The organism is Labilibaculum manganireducens, from assembly GCF_002843385.1.
GTDB lineage: Bacteria > Bacteroidota > Bacteroidia > Bacteroidales > Marinifilaceae > Labilibaculum > Labilibaculum manganireducens.
The window spans coordinates 222,875-236,692 of the sequence record NZ_MVDE01000004.1 but is presented as its reverse complement, the minus strand read 5'-3'; the positions used below and the strand labels follow the sequence as shown (position 1 = coordinate 236,692).

Annotated in this window: 18 protein-coding genes; 12 read left to right on the top strand and 6 right to left on the bottom strand. The window is 34.7% G+C overall.

Annotation, left to right across the window (positions count from 1 at the left end; genetic code table 11):
* The first annotated feature begins 211 nt into the window (after positions 1 to 211).
* Positions 212 to 1,021, top strand: coding sequence for an SDR family oxidoreductase (locus tag BZG01_RS04835; protein ID WP_101308698.1), 810 nt, complete (start codon positions 212 to 214; stop codon positions 1,019 to 1,021).
* A gap of 133 nt (positions 1,022 to 1,154) precedes the next feature.
* On the top strand, positions 1,155 to 1,877 hold the full coding sequence (locus tag BZG01_RS04830; RefSeq protein WP_101308697.1) for an RNA polymerase sigma factor: 723 nt from the start codon (positions 1,155 to 1,157) through the stop codon (positions 1,875 to 1,877).
* Between the two features lie 23 nt (positions 1,878 to 1,900).
* On the opposite strand, the gene BZG01_RS04825 is transcribed toward BZG01_RS04830, so the two are convergent.
* On the bottom strand, positions 1,901 to 2,329 hold the full coding sequence (locus BZG01_RS04825) for a pyridoxamine 5'-phosphate oxidase family protein (protein ID WP_101308696.1): 429 nt from the start codon (positions 2,327 to 2,329) through the stop codon (positions 1,901 to 1,903).
* Between the two features lie 26 nt (positions 2,330 to 2,355).
* Positions 2,356 to 3,366, bottom strand: a complete 1,011-nt coding sequence (locus BZG01_RS04820; protein ID WP_101308695.1) for a YitT family protein — start codon at positions 3,364 to 3,366, stop codon at positions 2,356 to 2,358.
* Positions 3,367 to 3,549: 183 nt separating this feature from the next.
* Between BZG01_RS04820 and BZG01_RS04815 the strand changes: the two genes are divergently transcribed.
* The 7 genes from BZG01_RS04815 (at position 3,550) to BZG01_RS04785 (ending at position 9,724) form a co-directional block, all read left to right on the top strand.
* A complete protein-coding gene (locus tag BZG01_RS04815) occupies positions 3,550 to 4,098 on the top strand; it encodes a 1-acyl-sn-glycerol-3-phosphate acyltransferase (protein ID WP_101308694.1) in 549 nt (182 codons plus the stop codon).
* Positions 4,099 to 4,111: 13 nt separating this feature from the next.
* Complete coding sequence (locus BZG01_RS04810; RefSeq protein ID WP_218973004.1) at positions 4,112 to 4,891, top strand: amidohydrolase; 780 nt, start codon at positions 4,112 to 4,114, stop codon at positions 4,889 to 4,891.
* Positions 4,892 to 5,019: 128 nt separating this feature from the next.
* Positions 5,020 to 5,394, top strand: a complete 375-nt coding sequence (locus BZG01_RS04805) for a BlaI/MecI/CopY family transcriptional regulator (protein WP_101262091.1) — start codon at positions 5,020 to 5,022, stop codon at positions 5,392 to 5,394.
* Positions 5,395 to 5,525: 131 nt separating this feature from the next.
* Positions 5,526 to 7,229, top strand: a complete 1,704-nt coding sequence (locus tag BZG01_RS04800) for a M56 family metallopeptidase (RefSeq protein ID WP_180327223.1) — start codon at positions 5,526 to 5,528, stop codon at positions 7,227 to 7,229.
* 101 nt (positions 7,230 to 7,330) lie between these two features.
* Entirely contained in the window at positions 7,331 to 8,035 is a 705-nt protein-coding gene (locus tag BZG01_RS04795; RefSeq protein ID WP_101308692.1) for an energy transducer TonB, read from the top strand.
* A gap of 86 nt (positions 8,036 to 8,121) precedes the next feature.
* Positions 8,122 to 8,820, top strand: coding sequence for an energy transducer TonB (locus BZG01_RS04790; RefSeq protein ID WP_180327222.1), 699 nt, complete (start codon positions 8,122 to 8,124; stop codon positions 8,818 to 8,820).
* A gap of 187 nt (positions 8,821 to 9,007) precedes the next feature.
* Positions 9,008 to 9,724: an energy transducer TonB gene (locus tag BZG01_RS04785; RefSeq protein ID WP_101308690.1), complete on the top strand. Its 717-nt coding sequence runs from the start codon at positions 9,008 to 9,010 to the stop codon at positions 9,722 to 9,724.
* A 63-nt stretch (positions 9,725 to 9,787) separates the two neighbouring features.
* Here BZG01_RS04785 and BZG01_RS04780 read toward each other — a convergent pair whose 3' ends face one another.
* Entirely contained in the window at positions 9,788 to 10,447 is a 660-nt protein-coding gene (locus BZG01_RS04780) for a B3/B4 domain-containing protein (RefSeq protein ID WP_245870261.1), read from the bottom strand.
* 184 nt (positions 10,448 to 10,631) lie between these two features.
* Between BZG01_RS04780 and BZG01_RS04775 the strand changes: the two genes are divergently transcribed.
* Genes BZG01_RS04775 through folK form a run of 3 tightly spaced genes read left to right on the top strand, consistent with a single transcriptional unit; the run spans position 10,632 to position 12,128 of the window.
* Positions 10,632 to 11,354, top strand: coding sequence for an SDR family NAD(P)-dependent oxidoreductase (locus tag BZG01_RS04775; RefSeq protein ID WP_180327221.1), 723 nt, complete (start codon positions 10,632 to 10,634; stop codon positions 11,352 to 11,354).
* Positions 11,355 to 11,363: 9 nt separating this feature from the next.
* Positions 11,364 to 11,726, top strand: coding sequence for a dihydroneopterin triphosphate 2'-epimerase (folX, locus tag BZG01_RS04770; RefSeq protein WP_101308688.1), 363 nt, complete (start codon positions 11,364 to 11,366; stop codon positions 11,724 to 11,726).
* Between the two features lie 27 nt (positions 11,727 to 11,753).
* Complete coding sequence (gene folK, locus BZG01_RS04765; RefSeq protein ID WP_101308687.1) at positions 11,754 to 12,128, top strand: 2-amino-4-hydroxy-6-hydroxymethyldihydropteridine diphosphokinase; 375 nt, start codon at positions 11,754 to 11,756, stop codon at positions 12,126 to 12,128.
* On the opposite strand, the gene BZG01_RS04760 is transcribed toward folK, so the two are convergent.
* The 3 genes from BZG01_RS04760 to BZG01_RS04750 form a co-directional block, all read right to left on the bottom strand.
* A complete protein-coding gene (locus tag BZG01_RS04760) occupies positions 12,114 to 12,512 on the bottom strand; it encodes a (deoxy)nucleoside triphosphate pyrophosphohydrolase (RefSeq protein WP_101308686.1) in 399 nt (132 codons plus the stop codon). The genes folK and BZG01_RS04760 overlap by 15 nt on opposite strands.
* Complete coding sequence (locus BZG01_RS04755; RefSeq protein WP_101308685.1) at positions 12,512 to 12,892, bottom strand: C-GCAxxG-C-C family (seleno)protein; 381 nt, start codon at positions 12,890 to 12,892, stop codon at positions 12,512 to 12,514. The genes BZG01_RS04760 and BZG01_RS04755 overlap by 1 nt, the downstream gene beginning before the upstream one ends.
* Positions 12,893 to 13,236: 344 nt before the next feature.
* Positions 13,237 to 13,656 carry a hypothetical protein gene (locus BZG01_RS04750; RefSeq protein WP_143470834.1) on the bottom strand — a complete coding sequence of 140 codons (420 nt, stop codon included), beginning with the start codon at positions 13,654 to 13,656 and terminating at the stop codon, positions 13,237 to 13,239.
* Positions 13,657 to 13,818 lie beyond the last annotated feature (162 nt).

Below are 13,818 nucleotides of genomic sequence, written 5' to 3'. Positions count from 1 at the left end.
TTTCCATGACGTCGTAATGGAAATAGCATGTGGGCTACAAAATTTGAGAGTTTCTATCAGACGATGGAAGTATCCGAAGTTAAAAACAAATAAACAAAACTATATTTCTAATTAGGAATAATGTCTATTAAAATATTTTTAAATTTGTAGTCGCTGAAAAAATAACAGGAATTACTTCCTGCTTCTTATAATCTGTTAATATATCTCTTTCATGAAACAAAAAATTGTTGTGATTACAGGAGCTTCTTCTGGAATAGGAAAGGCATTGGCTTTAGAATTTGCTTCCCGTGGATCTAAAATTGTTTTGGCCGCAAGAAATCTCGAAAAACTAAAAGAAGTGGAAGAAAGTATTCTGGCTTTGGGAAATGAGGTTTTAACCGTTAAAACGGATGTAAGTGTTGAAGAAGATTGTAAAAATCTGATAACAGAGACTGTAAATCGATTTGGTGGAGTAGATGTACTGATAAACAACGCAGGAATTTCGATGAGAGCTCTTTTTACTGATTTGGATTTGTCGGTCATCAAAAATTTAATGGATGTTAATTTTTGGGGAACGGTTTACTGTACCAAATTTGCAATGCCATACATTACCAAATCAAAAGGATCGGTTGTAGGAGTAATTTCAATTGCGGGTTATATTGGTTTGCCTGCCCGATCGGGATATTCGGCATCAAAATATGCCATTCGCGGATTTCTGGATACCTTACGGGTCGAAAATCTAAAAACCGGTGTTCATGTATTGGTAGCTGCACCAGGTTTCACAGCCTCAAATGTTCGAAATGTTGCCCTAACGGCTGATGGATCGATGCAGGGTGAAACCCCCCGCGACGAAAGTAAAATGATGAGTGCCGAGGAATGTGCGCGCTTAATTGCCATTGCAGTAGTGAAACGAAAGCGTGAACTGATCATGACATTTATGGAAGGGAAATTAACCGTATGGCTTAAAAAATGGTTTCCTTCATTATTGGAAAAGCTAACCTATAATCATATGGCTAAAGAGCCTGATTCTCCTTTAAAATAGTACAGTGTAACAAATGGGTGTTTTGATGAACATCCATTTGTTTTTGACCAGCCCCGTAACCTTTATAAATGCTGGCAGTATACTTTCACGATTGTGATAATTTAATTGCAATCCACAATCACTACTACAATAAATGGATAAATCACATTTTAATACGTTTATCTTCTCCAGTGCGGATAAGATTTACTATTACGTATATTGTTTATTGAGAAATCAGGAGGAGACTCTTGAGGTAGTAAGCTTAACAATTGAAGAATGTTGGAAGGAGCGAAAGAAATTTAGCCATACCGATATGATTTATGTGTTTAAGATTGCAAGAAAGTTGGCAAGACTTAAAGCTTCTGGTTTTGAGAAAAGAATGTCTGTAGGCTGCACGAATAATTTATTAGCGGATACCAATCCGGTTTTAACTCATTTCTGTTCTCTAACTCAGGATTTATCGCCCTTACAAGCCGAAGTAATGTGTTTGCGCTCTATGGTTCGGTTACGCATGGATGATATCTCAATTGTTGTGGGCTTAGGAATAAATAATGTACAATCTATTCTGTCGGTGGTAAGAAAAGTTCTTAGAGCGAGAATAGATCTAAATGGTACCTTGGCAGATTTTAAAAACAATGAAGTTTTATTTAAGTACTATTCCGGCAAGTCAACATTAAAAGAAGAAGAACAGCTTCGACTGTATTTTTCGAGAATGGATTTGTCTGATGTAACGGATGCTGACAGAGAGCTTTTTCAGTTGTTTTTAAAAATGGGTAATGAACCTATGCCATCCAGCTGTTCCGATCAATTACTTTTGGAAATAAAAGAAATGCAGAAGAGGAATTGGCGAAGTTCTTTCTTTGGAATTTTTAAGTGAGAAATAAAAAGGATTTGTAACAATCACAAAGTAGAGGTGATGTCTGCTTCATCGAAAAATTCTCTTCGGGGAGGAATTGAATTCAAATCAAATAATTCGGCCCATTCTATTTTCACTCTAAAAAAAGTTAAATTCGGATTGTCAACCGACAAGTAAATTTCTTGAAGGGTTTTACTCTCTTCGAATATTTTCTGTTGCATTTCATCAGATACATCGAAGAATGCTTTGCCTGCCACACGAATGGAAACTTTATCGTGCCAGCTCACCATTTCAACTTTTGGGTTTTCTTTCAATTGCAGGTATACTTCTTTGTTTTTTGCGGTGGAAAAAAACAATTCCTGTTCATTCAATTGCATAATTCGAAAGATTCTTACCTTAGGACTTCCTTGATCATTAACTGTTGCTAAGGCAAGATCTTTGTGCTGGTTGAGTAATTTTATTAAATCTTTCATAAGTACTTAAAGTTAACCGGGTGATTTTATTCCAAACGATCGGTAAGCGATTTAAAACCTTTGCCTAAAATTTCATTGGTTTCCATTACCGAAACAAACGCAATTGGGTCAATAGAGTGGATGTAATCCTGCAGCATCGACAATTCTCTTCTGTTTACAACGATGAAAATTATCGATTTTTCTTTTAAATCGAGTGTTCTGCTGCCTTTTATAATGGTCCCGTTAAGATTGAAATCATTGGTGATTTTGGCTCTGATTTCTTCATGTTTATCAGAAATAATAAATAATGCTTTTTCGTAAGCAGAACCCTGCAAGGTGATATCAGTAACTTTTCCAATAATAAAAAGTACGATCCATGAATACAATGGAATCTGCCAATCCATTTTAATGTATAAACAACTTAAAATAATCAGGGAATCAACATAAATAACTAGTTGACCAAGGGGAAGTCCGGTATATTTTGCACCAATCATGGCGATAATATCTGTTCCGACAGAACTTGCTCTTGCTTTAATTATCAGGCCTAAACCAAAACCAATAAAGATTCCTCCAAAAATACAGGATAGCAGCACATCATCTACTAATGGAATAAATCCCCACCAAGTACTTACAATATCTATAAATAATGCGCACAAAATGAATGATATAAAGGTTTTAACACCGAAACGGGGCCCCAATAGTTTTATGCCAATAAAGCACAAAGGAATGTTTATAGCCAAACTGGCTAATCCAACGGGAATACCTCCACCGTATTTTCGAAACAAGTCATTCGAATAATCCATGAATTGATAGAGTACACCTGAGAAAAAGCCATTGTAATCAGCAGGATTTAATGTGCCAAAAATGCCGTGAGGAAATAACCCAATTGTCAGTTTATTAATGACAATACCTAAACCATAGACCGTCCCCGGTACAATCCCATGAGGAATGATAAAAAAAACAAATCCGGCAGCAACAACAAATGCACCGAAAATAAGAATGGTATAATTATAAAACCATTTACTTGAAAAGAGAGTATCTTTTTGTATAAAAGTCAAAACGATTATGATTTATGGAGTTGGAATTAGTCTTAAAGCTTATTTGGATTTTTTACAAAATAATAGTTTTTATTGAGATTTACGGAGCTTCACAAGATATTTTTCTGTTAAAATAAATTGAATTGGTATTGTTTTGTTAGTAAAGAATTGATTGTTTTGCATCACGATCAAATACGGGAGACTATGAAGGCTAAAATTAGTAAGCTACTAATGCAATTGTTTGGGTGGAAATATATTGGAGATATACCGCAGGTTAAGAAGGCTGTTGTGATTGCGGTTCCGCACACTTCCAACTGGGATTTTGTTTGGGGAAAGCTTGCTTTTTTATCTTATAATATTCCTACAAAGGTATTAATGAAAAAAGAGATGTTCGTTTTTCCTCTTAAGTACATCTGGAAATCGTGGGGAGTAATTCCTGTTAATCGTTCAACAAAAGGCAATATGACTGATGAACTGGTTAAAGAATTTGCGAGTCGTGAGTCTTTGTATTTGTCAATTGCACCGGAAGGGAGCCGCAGCCTTCGTACTGAGTGGAAAAAAGGTTTTTATTATATCGCACTAAAGGCAAATGTTCCAATTTATCTGGCTGAAATTAACTACGAGGAAAAAACCTTAACTTGTGGTGAGGCTTTTTATCCAACGGGCGATGTAGAGAAGGATATGATTAAGATTAAAAGCAAGTATATCAATTGTAAGCCTAAATATCCGGCGAATTTTACAACAGGATTGTAACCAAAAGAATAAGATGTCTTATACTCTGAAAATTAGTTTAGTACAATTGAATTTGGATTGGGGAAATGTAGAAGGGAATTTGAATAGAATTTCGAATCTGCTTTTACCTCTAAAAAATCAGACTGATTTAATTGTTCTGCCTGAGATGTTCTCGTCAGGCTTTATGATGGAAGATAAAAGCCTGATTTCGCCAAAAGCCAAAATGACTCTTGACTGGATGAAAAATCAAGCCGGAGAGTTAAATTCGGTTCTTCTAGGAAGTATAATTGTAGAGGAAAACGGCGAATATTTTAACCGTTTGTACTGTGTTGATGGAAGGAAAATTATTTGTTCGTACGATAAGCGTCATTTGTTTAGAATGGGAGAGGAGCATCACCACTTTTCAAGTGGCAGTGAGCGGGTTGTCTTCAATTTGGGAAAATGGAGAATATGTCCTTTTGTTTGTTATGATTTACGTTTTCCGGTATGGAGCCGTAATCAGAATGATTATGACATTTTGCTGTATGTTGCCAATTGGCCCGAAGCCCGAAGAGAGGTTTGGAATACGCTTTTGAAAGCACGGGCAATAGAAAATCAGTCGTTTGTTGTTGGAGTGAATCGAATAGGATTTGATGGTTTGGGACTTTCTTATGCCGGAGATTCAGCTCTTTTTAACGCAAAAGGTCAACTTGTTGGAAAATGTGCCGATTACACCGAAGAAATTGTTAGTCTGCAATTAAATTTAGATTCATTAAATGAATTCAGAAGTAAATTTCCGGTTCTTTTGGATGCAGATTCATTTCAAATAAGCTAAAATACACAAAATATATGTCTGATTAATAGTGAATTGTTGTTTTGTGGCAATAATGTACTTTCGGGCACTTGTAAAACTAAACTTATAGTTATATATTTATCTTTGGAAACCATCCTAAAATAAAATAAATGAAAGAATTAACTAGGGCAGAAGAACAAGTGATGCAAATCCTATGGGATCTGGAAAATGCATTTGTGAAGGAAATTATAGAAAAAATACCAGAACCCAAACCTGCTTATAATACCATATCCACCATTACACGAATTCTTGAGAAGAAAGGATTTGTGAGTCATATTGCTTACGGCAAAAGTCATCAGTACTTTCCATTAATGGGAAAAAAGGAATATACCCGAAAATTTATGAAGGGTTTCGTTCGTAATTATTTTTCGAACTCTTATCGAGATATGGTTTCATTTTTCGCTAAGGAAGAGCAAGTGAGTTTATCGGAATTGGAAGAGGTGAAAAGAATGGTTGAAGAGCAAATAAAAAAGCAAAGTAGATAAGCTAATAGTAAATGATTACAGGCATAATCTTATATTTTTTGCAATCGGCAATATGCATGGCTTTTTTTTATGCCCTGTATTGGTTGTTTCTAAAAAGGGATACCTTTTTTAGAGTTAACCGTGTGTTCCTTTTGCTTACATTACTTGCCTCGATATTAATTCCAACTTTGGAAATACCTTTTCAGCCCGAACCCAAGAGTACGATTGAAAATTCATTTCATGTATTAGATGCCGTGGTTTTAGCTTCGCAGCAGTATTTAAACAGCAATATGCTCGAAGAGGTTGTTGTTACGGCAACAGTAAAAAAAGCTCTTACATGGTACCAATACTTAGGTGTAGTGTATATTTTGGGAGTATTTCTTTTTTCGATCCGATTTTTTAAAAATCTATTCCAGTTATTTTCCTGGACAAAAAGCAGTAAGATTCTGCGTGAAAAGGGACTTCGGCTGGTGATCATGAATGATGATTATCCTCCTTTTTCTTTTTTGAATTCTGTTTTTATCAGTAAGGCTGATTACCAAAAGACCAATTTTACATCCATATTAGCTCACGAAAGGGTGCATGTCGATCAGCTTCATACCTTCGATTTACTGATGATTGAAATTCTCACAGTAATTTTTTGGATGAATCCTGTCGTTTGGTTTTATAAATCATCAATTCAGGAAGTGCATGAATATTTAGCCGATGATAAGGTTGTAAATGGAGCCGTGAATGCGAATGAGTACAAAATGCATATTGTGAATCAATTTGCGGGTGGTGATTTGTTTCGTTTGGCCAATAATTTTGGGCAGTCAACACTGAAAAAAAGAATCTCGATGTTGGGCAGAATAAAAACACCCAGAATTGCTTTGGTAAAACTCTTGCTTATTATACCAATTTTTGTGGTTCTGTTATCAGCTTTTGCTTTTACAATTAAGGAGGAAGAAAAGTTAGATACTGAATTCTCATTTAAAGAGTTGCTGCCGATGGACTTGAATATCTTTTCTTCCTTACGAAGCGAGCCGGCAAATTTTTATTCAGAAACAAAATATGAATTCTCACCGCAATTAGTCACTCACAAAATTAATAAGCTGGAGTATAAAGAAACAATCAGCCCTGAAGAAATAAAGACGATAACTGACGAAATGCCTGTTTTTCCGGGTGGTGTAATCGCCCTTCAAAAATACCTGGCAAAACATGTTAAATATCCTAAGCTTGCTCAAACTAAGCAAATTGAAGGTCGTGTGTTTGTTTCTTTTGTGGTTAATAAAGAAGGCAGAGTTGTTAATGCAGCTTTGGCAAGAAAAGTTAATCCCTTACTAGATCGCGAAGCTTTACGGGTTGTATCATCTCTTCCTAAATGGAACCCAGGAAAGAAAGATGGAGAATTTGTGAATATTGCATATACTGTTCCTATTAATTTTCAATTAAAGGATTTAATCGATAAACCTGTTGAGTCGCCGGATCCTTTGTATTCAAGAATTAAGAATTCATCCGACTATCATCTGGAAAATATTCTTAAAGCTAATGTGAATAAGAGCAAAGAATATGTTGTAGTAGAGAAAATGCCGCAGTTTACTGAGGCAAATGGCAATTTGAGAAAATATATTGCAAGAAAAATTCAATATCCTGTTTTGGCTGCTGAACAGGGCTACGAAGGTCAGGTTTTTGTCCAGTTTGTTGTGAGAACTGATGGTAGTGTTGCGAAGGCGAAAGTAATAAAAGGAGCAAATATTGAATTAAATAAGGAAGCCTTACGTGTTATTAACAGCATGCCTAATTGGGTGCCCGGCGAGCAGCACGGAAAAAAAGTTGAGGTTAAATATACAATTCCTATTCGTTTTTCTTTGAACTAATAAATTTTTTTACGTATATTAACTAAGAAATTAGTTATAAAACTAATTTCTTAGGAATAAAAACAAACCAATTTATATTGTCTAACCAAAAACCCTTTATTATGGAAGTTAAGAAAAGCCCCCGCTATGATTTGGAAAAAAAACGAGGTTTATTTTTACAAATCGGATTCTTTTTAAGTCTTATAATTGTATTAATGGCTTTTGAGTATAAAACCCCGGTTGGAAAAACGGCAGATCTGGATTTTGATGTTCTTGAAGAAATGGACGAAATTATTCCCATAACCGTGCAGGATAAACCTCAACCAAAAGAAGTTCCTAAAATTAAAGAAATGATTTTAACAGAATTAACTTTAGTAGAAGATGATGATGATGTACCTGATCTGGATATCAAGGATTCTGATATTAGTGAAGATGATTCCTATGTTATTACAGATGTAAAAGAGGATATCGAGGAAGATGTTGAAGATGTGCCATTTGTAAGGGTAGAGCAAATGCCAATATTTAATCCCAAAAAGAATAATACCTATGATGAAGGATTAAAAGATTTGTTTATAACTATGCAGAAAATGACCAAATATCCTATTGTGGCTCAGGAAAATGGAATTGAAGGAAAGGTGTATGTTCGATTTGTAGTTACTAAAACAGGAAATATCGAACAGATTCAAGTAATGAGACCTGTTGATCCTTCTCTGGATAAAGAAGCAATTCGTGTTGTACAAAGCCTGCCCAAATTTAAACCGGGAATGCAAAGAAACAAACCTGTAAGTGTTTGGTTCAGCGGGTACATTTCGTTTGTATTGCAATAGATCCTTTTTTTTGAATCGTATAACTAACAATTTAGTTTTCGTGTGCATAAAAAACCATTAAATGTCTCACCAAAAAACTCATGATTATGCAAGTGAAAAAGAACCCCCGATATAATTTAGAGAAGAAAAGAGTTCTGTTCTTACAATTTGGTTTCATAATTAGTTTCTTATTTGTGCTAATGGCCTTCGAATACAAAGTGCCAATGAATGAACCGGAAGATTTTGTATTTGATTCGATTGATGATATGGAAGAATTGACAGCAGTAACTTTTCGTGAACCGGAGAAAAAAATGGAGCCGCCAAAAGTCAGAAAAATAGAATTAATTGACCTGCTGGTGATTGAAGAAGAGCCTGAAGAGGAATATATTCCTGAGGATTCGTTTGGAGATCCGAACGAGGAAATATTGGAACAACCAGCCTATGAAGAGGAAATATCAGAAGAAATGAGTCCTTTTGTAAGCGTAGAGGAGATGCCAATCTTTAATCCACAAAAAAATAAAACCTATGAAGAAGGGTGCAAAGATTTGTTTATCACCATGCAAAGAATGGTTAGGTATCCGATAGCAGCGCAGGAGTCTAATATTTACGGAAAAGTATTTGTGAAATTTGTTGTTACAAGTGAAGGGAACATATCAAATATCCAGGTGACTCGTAAAGTGGATCCTTTATTGGATGAAGAAGTTGTTCGTGTGGTACAGAATTTACCAAAATTTAAACCTGGCAAACAATTTAATAAAAAAGTACCGGTTTGGTTCTCAGGCTATATTAATTTTGTTTTGCAATAGGTTTTAGTTGTACATAAGTATTCGGAAGTTTGCAACTATTACAGCTTAAATCCGTATATTTAATTATAAAGCGTTCTTTGAACTCATCCTCTTCTGTGGACTTAAGCTAAGCATTATTAGATATTTTGGTGATGTTTAGTTTATTGTCACTGCTGATACTGTACTTTAATATTTAAAATGTTTAGCTATGATTCCCAAAAAGAATCCAAATGCTGATTTGGAAAAACGAAAATCATTGTTTTTTGAAATTGGGTTGGTTATGGCCTTAGCATTAACTTTAATATCTTTTGAATGGCCTACAAAAGTAAGAGAGGTTGTTGAAATTAGAAATTTGGTTGATTTAAAATTGGATGAAGAAATAATTCCAATTACCAGACAGGAAGAAATTAAAGAAAAACCCAAATTACCACCAAAAATTCAATTAACAGATGTAATTACGATTGTTGAAAATAATACCGAGTTAGAAAATGAAATTGAAATTGTTGAGGAAAATTTGAATCAGGAAACTGAATTTGAAATCGCTCCACAAGAAGTATTTGTTGAGGAAGAAGTTGACGATGAAGCGAAAATTTTCGTGATTGTAGAGGAAATGCCAATATTTAGGCCTGATATCTGCAAAAACAATGTTGAAGGTAATTTGGAATTGTACAGACACATCAATTCGAGTATCAGATATCCTGTTATTGCACAGGAAAATGGGATAACAGGAAGGGTTTTTGTTAGTTTTATTGTTGGGAAAGACGGGAGTATTTCAAAAGTAGAATTGCTTAGGGGAATTGACCCTTCATTGGATCAGGAAGCTCTGCGTGTAATTCGAAATTTACCCAAATTTCAACCAGGTAAGCAAAGAGGAAAGCCGGTGAAAGTTTCTTATTCCGTTGTGATAAATTTTGTACTTCAGTAATTGATCACAATACAGACAAATAAAAGTAAAGCCTGCTGAATAGTTTAGCAGGCTTTATTATTTTTATAGTATCACAGAATGAATTTCTTCAGCCTCTGCATGTTTTTTTAACAGATCAATTGCTAAATCCATAGCTTCCGGCAAAGCTTTATCAGCCTGAAAACTAATAATGATCATGAGAAAGGTTTGACAATTTTCATCAATTTGGGTTCGTAAAGAATCGCTTGTAGGACTTCCAAATGCACCCAGATTATCTCTGAAAACGGGCAGTTTATCTATATTTAAAGATCCTCGTCCGATTCCTTCGTAGGCTTCGTCAGCTTTTCCAATGCCAAAGCGAACAACACCTTCTATTTTGTCAGCATTGTATCCGCCAATTGAAAACCCACTTGTAATAGACACCAAATTTAATAAATCTACCACATTATTTATTTTGTACAATCCTTTCCCATTTACAATTCTTCGTAACAAAGATTCTGCGGACAAGCGATACCTGCTGGGGTCTTTTCCAACTGCCCGGTATCCTTTTTTTGAACTATTAATACTTGGGATATCTACAATTCCTGAAATGGCCAGATTTTGTTGAATGTTTACTGTTTTTTCATTAATTACCTGCCATAGATCCGGACATTCTTCTTTCGTGTTTACCCTGCATTGAATAATGCCCAGGCAAAGAGATGGACAAATTTGTTTTAGTTCTTCTTCTATTTCGATTTTAGTCATATCAATTTTCATTGGCTAATCGGTATTTTCACTGATTGGCAATTTGAATGCAAAATACAGATTCTACTTATTTTATTACAATTAATAACAGGAATAAATTTAATTTCAGAATCAGAAAAAATTTTATCATAAACTTTTTATCAGGAAAGATATTCGTTAACTTTAGATGATAACGATTGAAAAAATGACCTGTAAAACTGCTTTAATAACTGGTGCTGCAAAGCGAATTGGAAAATCTATTGCCATGCATATGGCAAAGAATGGTTTTAGTATTGCCATTCACTACAATTCGTCTAAAAATGATGCAATTTCGTTACAAACAGATTTGGTGAATAAGTATCCGGAACAAAAATTCAAAATTTTTAAAAGTGATTTGAATTCTGCTCAAGACACAGATCGGTTAATTGATAAGGTTTTGTTACATTTTGAGAAGATTGATGTATTAATAAATAATGCATCTGTTTTCGATCCAGGAGTAATTCAAGAGACTTCGGTAAAATTGTTTCAGGATCAGATGAATGTGAATTTATTAGCCCCTTTTATCCTGTCAAGGGATTATGCTATGAATAGTGAAAGTGGATTGATTATAAATCTGTTGGATACTCGAATTGCAAGCTATTCAAATTTGTATGCGGCTTACAGTTTGTCGAAAGTTGGACTGGCTCATTTAACAAAAATGGCTGCACTTGAATTCGCACCAAAAATTAGGGTCAATGGTATAGCTCCCGGAGCCACTCTTCCTCCGGTGGATAAGGGAGAAGAGTATTTACAGAGGCTTGCAGAAAAAACGCCAATGAAAATTTCCGGTGGAATTGAACCCATTTTGCAATCATTGGATTATATATTGGCAAATCAGAACCTAACCGGACAGATTTTGTACTGCGACGGAGGTGAACAACTCTTATAAATTAGATATATGGCAATTATTCGTGTGAAAAATTTGTTGATTAGAACTTATATTGGTTTTAATGAGGACGAATTGCGTAACAAACAAGATGTTGTGATTAATATGACCATTAAGGCGGATGTAGACAATGCTATAGCTAATGATGATGTTGAGAATTCATACAATTACAAAACAATAACAAAAAAGGTGATTGTGCTTGTGCAGGAAGGTAAATTTAAAATGTTGGAGAATTTGACCCGGCAAGTGCTGGATGTAATTTTGATGAATCCCCAAGTGGAGTGGGCAAAAGTAGAGGTGGATAAACCTCATGCTTTGCGTTTTGCAGAATCTGTGTCGATTGAATTGGAGGCTTACAGAAAGGGTGTTACTTAAACTGAAATTTCACTAAATCAATATGTAATGAACGATTGTATAGTAGGTATAGGATCGAATATTAATCCAACAGAAAACATTCGAAAGATGCTGTGTCTTCTGTCGAAAGATCATTTGCTGAAAAAACATTCCAAATGGATTAGAACAGCGCCGATTGGAATTACCAATCAAGAGGATTTTATTAATGGAGCTGTGAGGCTAAGAACCCATCACTGCCGTGAGGAATTCAATTTGTATTTGAAACAATTGGAGGATAAGATGGGAAGGGACAGGAGTCTTCCAAAATTTGGTCCGCGTATAATTGATTTAGATATTGTTGTATGGAATGATGAAATTGTGGATGAGGACTACTATTCAAGAGATTTTTTAAAGAAATCGGTGGATGAGCTAATGTTCGGTTAATTTCTGTTTTAATTGTTTTGCCAATTCAATATCAGCCGCCGCCCAGTCAATTTTATCTAATTCTCCAGGCTCAATCCATTTGTAATTTTGATGAACTTGAAGGATTAATTCACCCGACAGATGCTCAGCAAAGTAGCTAAGCAAATGAATTGGCTTGTTGCCATAATCAAATATGCTTTCTCCAAAATAGTCAAGAATTTTTGTTTCAATTCCAAATTCTTCAAACAGTTCTCTCTTTAGGCATTCCTGAGGTGTTTCATCAGATTCAATTTTACCACCCGGGAATTCCCATTTGCCGGATAATTCGTCATCCTTACTTCGTTGAGCAACAAATATCTTCCCGTTTTTAATGAGTATTGCGGCGGTAACTTTGATCGGTTCCATTAGTTATTGGAAGATAATGGCGTTAATTCTTCGAGTAGATCGGATGCCAGGCGCACCAAATTTTTGCAGGAAATGCTGTAGTTGAACTTGATGTCGAAACAGGTTAGGTGTTCTGATTTTTCTTGAAAACGTCTGGTGAATTCTGCTAATAATTCAGGCTTGTCTTTCAGTAATTCCAAAGCAGCATGATAAGCTCCGCAATTGCCGCCCTTTGCTTTTCCATTGCCATATTTCGAGCACTCATTTATCTCATCATTGGTAATCCTAAACTCTTCCTGAAAAGCTTTGTAGATTGCCTGAGCGCAGTTGTAATAACCAGGCGGTTTGTGAAAGTATTTCAAGGCTATATCGGCCTTTGTCTCTTTATTTGAAAAGCTCATTGATTAAAAAATTGCTTTGATAACAGGCAAATGTAGGCTTTTCCAAAAATATTATTCAAATATTAGTATGCTTCTTCAACATATATGAGAAAAAAGAATGGTATTGCTGATTTTATAATGGAGAAAATCAGTGAACAAAGTAGGGGGATTTTGGCTTGTGTTTTTATTCCTGTGATTAGAAGGATATGTATTTTATTAAAAGTGAGCAGTCATTTGGAAGGTTAACAGTAAGACGTGAAATATATCACGTCTTATTTTTTCACAAAAAGATTCTAATTAAAATTAATGCTATGATTACAATCGATTGACTTAAGGTCGTTTTCTTGAAGATTAAATTTCATGTTTTACTGCATTGATATATAAATTTTCTCTTTTAGTGATTTGATTTTAGATTCGTTGCTTAGCGAAAAAGTATTGGAATCTTTTTCTGTAAATTCCAGCAGTAATAACGATTTTTCGTAATAATTTAAGCCATTCACTTTATCGCCTTTTGCAATATTCAATTCTGCCTCAGCAAAAAAGAGCTCCGATAATATCTTTAAATGACTATTTGTGTAATTGTGCTTTGTAAGCAAATCTTCGGTAAGTTTTTCTTTTGGGAGATTTCTAAAGAATGAAGCATCTTCTTTCAGAAAATCACGATAAGCATTCTCTAATAATTTATGAGCTTGCGATAAGTCTCCTTTTTTAATTAAACCTAAAAGGAGAGCGATTAAATCAGCAATCATTTCAAGCATTCGCATGATAAAGTCTTTCTGGTACATATAATTTTGATTTGGAGTGGTTTTTTGTTTCGTAATTGTAAAAATAATCAGAAAAAATTAAGAAGTATATCTAATTACCGGATTGTTTTTTGTTAATCAGCGGTGTTTTTGTAAATTCGAATTTTGCTAACAGAATATGGCTGATTGTTTTCAGCAATCTAT

Coding starts and splice junctions, on each gene's coding strand:
- BZG01_RS04835 (WP_101308698.1), top strand. CDS start 212: ATGAAACAAAAAATTGTTGTGATTACAGGAGCTTCTTCTGGAATAGGA.
- BZG01_RS04830 (WP_101308697.1), top strand. CDS start 1,155: ATGGATAAATCACATTTTAATACGTTTATCTTCTCCAGTGCGGATAAG.
- BZG01_RS04825 (WP_101308696.1), bottom strand. CDS start 2,329: ATGAAAGATTTAATAAAATTACTCAACCAGCACAAAGATCTTGCCTTA.
- BZG01_RS04815 (WP_101308694.1), top strand. CDS start 3,550: ATGAAGGCTAAAATTAGTAAGCTACTAATGCAATTGTTTGGGTGGAAA.
- BZG01_RS04810 (WP_218973004.1), top strand. CDS start 4,112: ATGTCTTATACTCTGAAAATTAGTTTAGTACAATTGAATTTGGATTGG.
- BZG01_RS04805 (WP_101262091.1), top strand. CDS start 5,020: ATGAAAGAATTAACTAGGGCAGAAGAACAAGTGATGCAAATCCTATGG.
- BZG01_RS04795 (WP_101308692.1), top strand. CDS start 7,331: ATGGAAGTTAAGAAAAGCCCCCGCTATGATTTGGAAAAAAAACGAGGT.
- BZG01_RS04790 (WP_180327222.1), top strand. CDS start 8,122: ATGCAAGTGAAAAAGAACCCCCGATATAATTTAGAGAAGAAAAGAGTT.
- BZG01_RS04785 (WP_101308690.1), top strand. CDS start 9,008: ATGATTCCCAAAAAGAATCCAAATGCTGATTTGGAAAAACGAAAATCA.
- BZG01_RS04780 (WP_245870261.1), bottom strand. CDS start 10,447: ATGACTAAAATCGAAATAGAAGAAGAACTAAAACAAATTTGTCCATCT.
- BZG01_RS04775 (WP_180327221.1), top strand. CDS start 10,632: ATGACCTGTAAAACTGCTTTAATAACTGGTGCTGCAAAGCGAATTGGA.
- folX (WP_101308688.1), top strand. CDS start 11,364: ATGGCAATTATTCGTGTGAAAAATTTGTTGATTAGAACTTATATTGGT.
- folK (WP_101308687.1), top strand. CDS start 11,754: ATGAACGATTGTATAGTAGGTATAGGATCGAATATTAATCCAACAGAA.
- BZG01_RS04760 (WP_101308686.1), bottom strand. CDS start 12,512: ATGGAACCGATCAAAGTTACCGCCGCAATACTCATTAAAAACGGGAAG.
- BZG01_RS04755 (WP_101308685.1), bottom strand. CDS start 12,892: ATGAGCTTTTCAAATAAAGAGACAAAGGCCGATATAGCCTTGAAATAC.
- BZG01_RS04750 (WP_143470834.1), bottom strand. CDS start 13,656: ATGTACCAGAAAGACTTTATCATGCGAATGCTTGAAATGATTGCTGAT.